At 35.1% G+C, this 5,873-nt stretch carries 8 protein-coding genes and 1 pseudogene; 4 read left to right on the top strand and 5 right to left on the bottom strand.

Translation table 11 applies throughout. From position 1 onward, the window contains the following. The first annotated feature begins 337 nt into the window (after positions 1–337). The 4 genes from UIB65_RS07675 (at position 338) to UIB65_RS07660 (ending at position 1,944) form a co-directional block, all read left to right on the top strand. Positions 338–559: a hypothetical protein gene (locus tag UIB65_RS07675; RefSeq protein WP_330040727.1), complete on the top strand. Its 222-nt coding sequence runs from the start codon at positions 338–340 to the stop codon at positions 557–559. 1 nt (position 560) lies between these two features. Continuing rightward, positions 561–815, top strand: coding sequence for a type II toxin-antitoxin system RelE/ParE family toxin (locus tag UIB65_RS07670; protein WP_296879034.1), 255 nt, complete (start codon positions 561–563; stop codon positions 813–815). An 81-nt stretch (positions 816–896) separates the two neighbouring features. Next, entirely contained in the window at positions 897–1,367 is a 471-nt protein-coding gene (locus UIB65_RS07665; protein WP_330040725.1) for a hypothetical protein, read from the top strand. Positions 1,368–1,377: 10 nt separating this feature from the next. Next, complete coding sequence (locus UIB65_RS07660) at positions 1,378–1,944, top strand: hypothetical protein (RefSeq protein WP_296879030.1); 567 nt, start codon at positions 1,378–1,380, stop codon at positions 1,942–1,944. Here UIB65_RS07660 and UIB65_RS07655 read toward each other — a convergent pair whose 3' ends face one another. The 5 genes and pseudogenes from UIB65_RS07655 to UIB65_RS07635 all read right to left on the bottom strand — a co-directional run. Then, positions 1,945–2,211 carry a transcriptional regulator gene (locus tag UIB65_RS07655; RefSeq protein ID WP_330040723.1) on the bottom strand — a complete coding sequence of 89 codons (267 nt, stop codon included), beginning with the start codon at positions 2,209–2,211 and terminating at the stop codon, positions 1,945–1,947. Positions 2,212–2,219: 8 nt separating this feature from the next. After that, entirely contained in the window at positions 2,220–3,293 is a 1,074-nt protein-coding gene (locus UIB65_RS07650) for a hypothetical protein (protein WP_330040721.1), read from the bottom strand. Positions 3,294–3,297: 4 nt separating this feature from the next. Beyond that, positions 3,298–4,344, bottom strand: coding sequence for an Ig-like domain-containing protein (locus tag UIB65_RS07645; protein WP_330040719.1), 1,047 nt, complete (start codon positions 4,342–4,344; stop codon positions 3,298–3,300). Between the two features lie 2 nt (positions 4,345–4,346). Next, on the bottom strand, positions 4,347–5,474 hold the full coding sequence (locus tag UIB65_RS07640; protein ID WP_330040717.1) for a hypothetical protein: 1,128 nt from the start codon (positions 5,472–5,474) through the stop codon (positions 4,347–4,349). Positions 5,475–5,480: 6 nt separating this feature from the next. Beyond that, positions 5,481–5,873, bottom strand: a pseudogene (locus tag UIB65_RS07635) (hypothetical protein); the annotation flags it as partial.

The following is a 5,873-nucleotide window of genomic DNA, read 5'->3' as shown; positions in this document are numbered from 1 at the left end:
TATGTCCTCCACTTAAATTCTTTATTATGTAATTTATTACTTATAATATATAAATATCACTATATTATAGCTACTTTTTTTAAAATTTAGTGAGGATTGCATTAATGATTAAAAATCAAAAATAACTGATAGAATAGGAATAATACAATAGAGTTATATTAAAATGTTATTGAAACAGATATGCCCTATGTATATTTTAAAAACAAATATGAAGTGAAATTCTTTGTTTTTGATATAATTATAGAGTGTAATTTAAATCCTTGTTGATAATGTATACATTGTATACTGTGTTAACTTTATATACATCCAAGAACAAACATACAATTGGTGATATAAAATGGAAACAAAATCTATCAGAGTCAGTTTATTAAATCATGAAAGATTAGCAGACATCGGCCATAAAAATGATTCATTTAATGACATCATTTCCAAAGTTTTAGATGATTATGAAGAGTATCAGGAAATCAAAGATTTAATTGAAGCAGATAAAGAATTTGAAAAAGGAGAAGGAGTTCACTTTTCTTCATTAGATGAACTTGACGCTTACCTAGATGATTAATATGGAACTTGAATTTAAGCACTCTGCTTTAAAACAATTGAAAAATTATAAAAAGAAAAATCCAATAGCTTATAAGATAATCCGTAAAAAATTAGAAGAAATAATGAAAAATCCCCAAGACATACGCTATGAAAAAGTAAAAAAATATCCTAAATATAAACGAGCTAGAAAAGGAGATTATAGGATTTGTTTTAAAGTAGAAAATAATTGCATTTATATTGGACGAATAGAAGGTAGGCCTAAAGCATACCACTAACTATTTAAATTTCATCCAATATTTCTTTTTTACGTTTATTATTAAATAGAATTATTACCAGTACAGAAATAGGTAAAAACAATGATTGAAATTGAGAATTGTAAAATATGTAATAATAAAATTGACCCTGAGGAATACTTTACAAATAGTGACAAAAGTTATTATTTATGTTCTGAAGAATGCGCTGATAAAATTAAAGATGAAGACATATATCAAATCAAATATTGTATTGCTTATGATGAATGTAAACAATTAAATAACCTTCGCCAAAAGTGCAGATTTGAAGAAAAATATACTGGCAGTGGATTTAATCCATATGCACCAATGCCGAAACATCCTAATTTCTGCCATCCTTCTGAAGTTTCTGTAATAAAAAGCAATGTTAGATTACTCAATTTTGTTGAAGAAAGTGAAAAAAGAGCAACAGAATTAAACAACGAAACATTAAAATTAACAAAAGACAATGTTAAACTAGCAAAAGCTATGCTAATAGTAAGCATAGTTAACCTAATATTGATATGTGTACAAATATACCTACAAATTTTTAATTAATATAGATAATATGTTTACTGAAATATTAACTAACCCTACAATAATCGGATCGATAATTGGAGCAATTGTTGGTGCTATTGCTTCAGCAACATTTGCATTAATCATATCCTGGTATAAATTTAATAAAAGAAAAAATGGAGCTAATGCACTTATAAAATCTGAAATTAATCACATTCTTAATTCTCTTGAAGAATTTAGAGACAAATATTTAAAAGAAGAAATCAAAATTGAAAAAAACAAAAGATATCCTGAAGTATTTAACTTTTATAACATGATGCCTAATTTTCCAATATGGACTAATCAAAATTGGATTAATTTAATTAATTTTATTCCAAGCATATTCAAAGAAGAAGAAATAAATAAAATAAATAATTTTTATGCTAAATGTGATGAAGTTTCTGATGCTGCAAAAGCTCTTTCTGAAAAAACACCTTATAATACTATATACTTAGATGGGAAACCCATGCATGAAATTCCAATGCCTCTAAATGATATTAATAGCCATAGAAATATGTTTAGAAAAGATTTAAATGAATTAATAGAAATAGGTAATGAAGTTAAAGAAATTTTTGAATAATTATTCTAAATTTTTAATTATTATATCTCCTTTATCTGTCAACCTATACAACCTACCTTTTCTAACTTCAGGATTAATACATTCAACCAACTCATGTGCTTTTAACTCTGAAAGAATTTTTGAAATATGATTTGTCTTAATCCCTGAATCTTTAGCAATGACACTTGGTATTTTAACCTCCCCCTCCAAAGCTTTCATTACTTTTATTCGGTATTTAGACATTTGCACGTAGCTAATCTCTATTAAGATTTCATCTGAAAGTTCCATGATATCACTTATGAACTTCTTACAAAATAAATTGTATCCTCATCATAGCTACTTAAGGCATCATATGCTACTTGTGTCATGAATCTGAATTTTCCAAAGACTCCATAATCCACACCCATATATACTGGCCCTGTTGATTTTACCAAATACATTTGTATACTTCCGGAATGCTTTAACGGTATTACTGAATAAGGATCAAGTGATTCACTATCCCAGGAACTTCCATTATACTCTTTAATGGCCATGACAGAACTGGTTACAATAGCTACACGATAACCTTTACTGACACCTGTCGGCAATGTTGTTGTGGTTTGTATTTTATCAACAGGTAACTTCCATCCAGCTTCCTCATCACTGCCCGGACCAGTTGCACCGGTATCTCCTTTATCGCCTTTGTCACCTTTACTTCCTGTTGCTCCAGTTGCGCCTGTAGCTCCAGTATCTCCCTTAACACCCTGAGGTCCAGTATCACCAGTGTCACCTTTAACACCTTGTAAACCGGTGTCTCCTTTTATATTTCCTACGTTTTGCCATGCAGTTCCGTTCCAGACATAAAGAGATCCGTTTACAAGATAGCAGTCTCTAACATTACCGGTCGGATGATCATGTACTAATTCTTCATAAGTATCATATGAACCTTTAATAGTAATGCCAGTGCCAGTAGCTCCAGTGTCCCCCTTTGCCCCGGCCGGTCCAGTATCGCCAGTAGCTCCTGTATCTCCAGTATCTCCTTTAGGTCCTTGTTGTCCTTTCTCACCAGTTGCTCCAGTATCGCCTTTGTCTCCTTTACTACCTGTCGCACCAGTATCTCCCTTATCACCTTTATCACCTGTATCTCCTTTGGGTCCGGCAGGTCCTGTTTCTCCTTTTATGCTTCCTGCGTTTTCCCATTGACTGCCGTTACAGAAATAAAGATTACCGTCCACTAAATACGAATCTGTATCCGCACCAGTTGGATGTTCCTGAATCAATTCCTCCAATGAACTGTAGCTTCCCTTGATTGTTGTTCCAACTCCGGTATCTCCTTTAGGCCCGGTATCTCCAGTAACTTTTCCGATTGCTATCCATTCTGTTTCTGCCATAATTTTATTCCCCCTCATGTGTCCATGGCTCCACGTCCATGCTTTCCCATTGAATGCGTCCTCCAGCATCGTAAATGATTACTGCAGGATAGAAGGTATCAAATGTTATCTTATCTGAAATATCGGCCTCATATGTGAAATCATTTGTAGTTCCATGCCTTATTGTAGCTTTAACATATCCGTTATCATAATACAAATCAAAATAATACAGCTGTGAGTCTAAAGTCAATTGTCCTGATGAAACATTAACGTCTCTTATTACGTGGTCGGATGTGGAATATTTAAGTCCTTTCTTAGCGGGATAAGCACCAAGTTCCAGAATTTTTGTATCTCTGTAATGGCTTAATGATTTGGAATTGACTAAAGCTATTGCATCTCCCCATCCCTGATTGCTGTCCTTTTTCTGGCGCAAGGCAACGCTCATGTGAATTCCATTAGTTCCACCAATACCGTTTGAATATACATTTGGTATTGCCATTACGACGCTTGCAGCTGTTGTCTGTTTTGATAAGTCATAATTTCCAGTATAGCTTACTTCTACAATTTCAAATGAATGTGTAATGTCTGTTGGATATTTAACTATATCATATAATCCGGTATCTCCGGAATCTGCATAGTCGTAAAAGTCTACAAATGCTGGTACTTCATAGCTCCAGTCATCACTTTCTTTTCCTGCATAAACAATTCCTGAAAATGTTGAACCTATTTCACCAACTGTCAATGTTACTGAGGCTTCACCGTTACTATCTGTTATGAGATTATAGGTTTGGTCTTGTGAAACTACAGTTACTGGCATTCCTGAAATTGGATCGTCAGTTGACGGGTCGGTTACTGTTGCCCCCACTGTAATATCTGCTCCTGCATAAATTTCACTTGAGTAAGGAGTGTTGAAACTGACATCAGCGTATTTCAGGTTCCATCTTCTCACAAGCTGGAATATACTGTCCTGGTTGTTATAGTAAATTCCATTGGCTGCAAGTTTCTCTCTCATTAATGTTCTGGCCAATCCCAGTTTTGAGTTTTCATCTATTGCATTGCTAGCTATGCTCATTTTTAAATCACTCCTATGCCGTAGAATCTTAAACTTCTATAACAGCTGCTGGCTGATTTGTTGAATATGATTGCAGGATAAGCTGTGCCTGAAGGCAGATTATCCGGATTAAAAGACCATGCTCCGTGTCTGGTATAGCTGTTTGGATATTGAACTGTCGGGTCGTCAGCATATTCATCAGCTACAGTTGCATAAGCGTATCCGCTTTCGATATTGGTATCATAGAATTTTTTGCCTGCACTTTCTGGGGATCCGTCGTCCTGTGAAGACATATATGATATATTGACATATTCCTGTCTGTATCCTGCACTTCCTGTTCCGTCACCATACCAATATTTGGCACCTGCACAGATTCCTAAATTAGCCCATGAATCAATATTGAAAGCTAATCCGAAAGCCATGAAATCTGTTTTTGTTCCATTTCCACGGTCTGACAATATGGCAATGAACCTGTGGTCTTTAACTGTTGTTTTATCGAAGCTGCCTAAATCTGTGAATTTGATTCCAAAGTAATTTCCACTGTATCCTGCATGAGAAGAAGTTACGACATCAACAAATCCCTCTCCCCAGTTTTCAGTTTCCATTACTTCCACATCCCCTCCTGCACTTGTATCATAGAATATTGAAAATGTTGAATATGATGTGTCATCGGCATTTAGTGCTGTAGTGCAATATGCTCCAATATCTTTACCGATTATGTTTCCAGCTCTTGCCTGAACTGTGAAATATCCTTTATCATTCGGCATAGGAACACTAACAGTAGCAGTACCATCATTACCTGTTGTTACTGTTCCTAAAGATGTTACTGCCACATCACCATATGAGCCTTCATCTATTCTATATACATTAACATTAACGTTTGCCATTTCATTTCCGTCAGTGTCTTTGGCAGTGATGACAGCAGGAAGATTTGCACCTGTTGAAAATTTATTATACATATTAACGCCGAGGCTTGCCAATTGTGGAACCGGCAGCTTTCGGATTAATGGAATAACTCCATCTCCCTGAGTGTAACCGATTTCCTCTTTTGTCAATATGCTTCTTAAATTGCTTTGGCAGGTTGTCAGTCTTGAATTCATTGTCTGTTCTTTTGTTAGAACTTCTGAAAGGTCTGGTGGTGTAAAAGTCATTTTAATCTAGCTCCCCAATAAATTTAAGTTAGCTGTTTGTGTGGATGTTATTGTTCCAATGGCTGTTTGTAAGTTTTCAATAGCTGTAGCTACCGGTGCATTCTTTATGGCATTTGTAGTGTCGGAAGTGTCTAAAGAACCTGCAAGATTAACAGGGCCAGTGTCACCAGTATCCCCTTTGTCACCTTTACTTCCTGTGTCACCGGTATCTCCTTTAACACCTTGAGGTCCAGTATCCCCAGTATCTCCTTTAACACCACTAGCTCCAGTATCACCTTTTGGTCCAGTTATTTCATCAAAAGTAATATACTCCTCAGTATCCCTCCCAGTAAAGCTTATATATCTATGCACGCTATCTTTATAAACTCTGATGCTTTCACCAGTGGCTCCGGTATCTCC

Origin of the sequence: Methanobrevibacter sp. (assembly GCF_036307625.1) — an archaeon.
In the GTDB taxonomy this organism is placed as follows: Archaea; Methanobacteriota; Methanobacteria; order Methanobacteriales; family Methanobacteriaceae; genus Methanocatella.
Note: the sequence above shows the minus strand (reverse complement) of the source record. Positions and strands in the feature narration are given on the sequence as shown.

Bases quoted from the DNA above. Each gene is read 5' to 3' on its own strand.
- UIB65_RS07675 (WP_330040727.1), top strand. From the start codon at position 338: ATGGAAACAAAATCTATCAGAGTCAGTTTATTAAATCATGAAAGATTA.
- UIB65_RS07665 (WP_330040725.1), top strand. From the start codon at position 897: ATGATTGAAATTGAGAATTGTAAAATATGTAATAATAAAATTGACCCT.
- UIB65_RS07655 (WP_330040723.1), bottom strand. From the start codon at position 2,211: ATGGAACTTTCAGATGAAATCTTAATAGAGATTAGCTACGTGCAAATG.
- UIB65_RS07645 (WP_330040719.1), bottom strand. From the start codon at position 4,344: ATGAGCATAGCTAGCAATGCAATAGATGAAAACTCAAAACTGGGATTG.
- UIB65_RS07660 (WP_296879030.1), top strand. From the start codon at position 1,378: ATGTTTACTGAAATATTAACTAACCCTACAATAATCGGATCGATAATT.
- UIB65_RS07650 (WP_330040721.1), bottom strand. From the start codon at position 3,293: ATGGCAGAAACAGAATGGATAGCAATCGGAAAAGTTACTGGAGATACC.
- UIB65_RS07670 (WP_296879034.1), top strand. From the start codon at position 561: ATGGAACTTGAATTTAAGCACTCTGCTTTAAAACAATTGAAAAATTAT.
- UIB65_RS07640 (WP_330040717.1), bottom strand. From the start codon at position 5,474: ATGACTTTTACACCACCAGACCTTTCAGAAGTTCTAACAAAAGAACAG.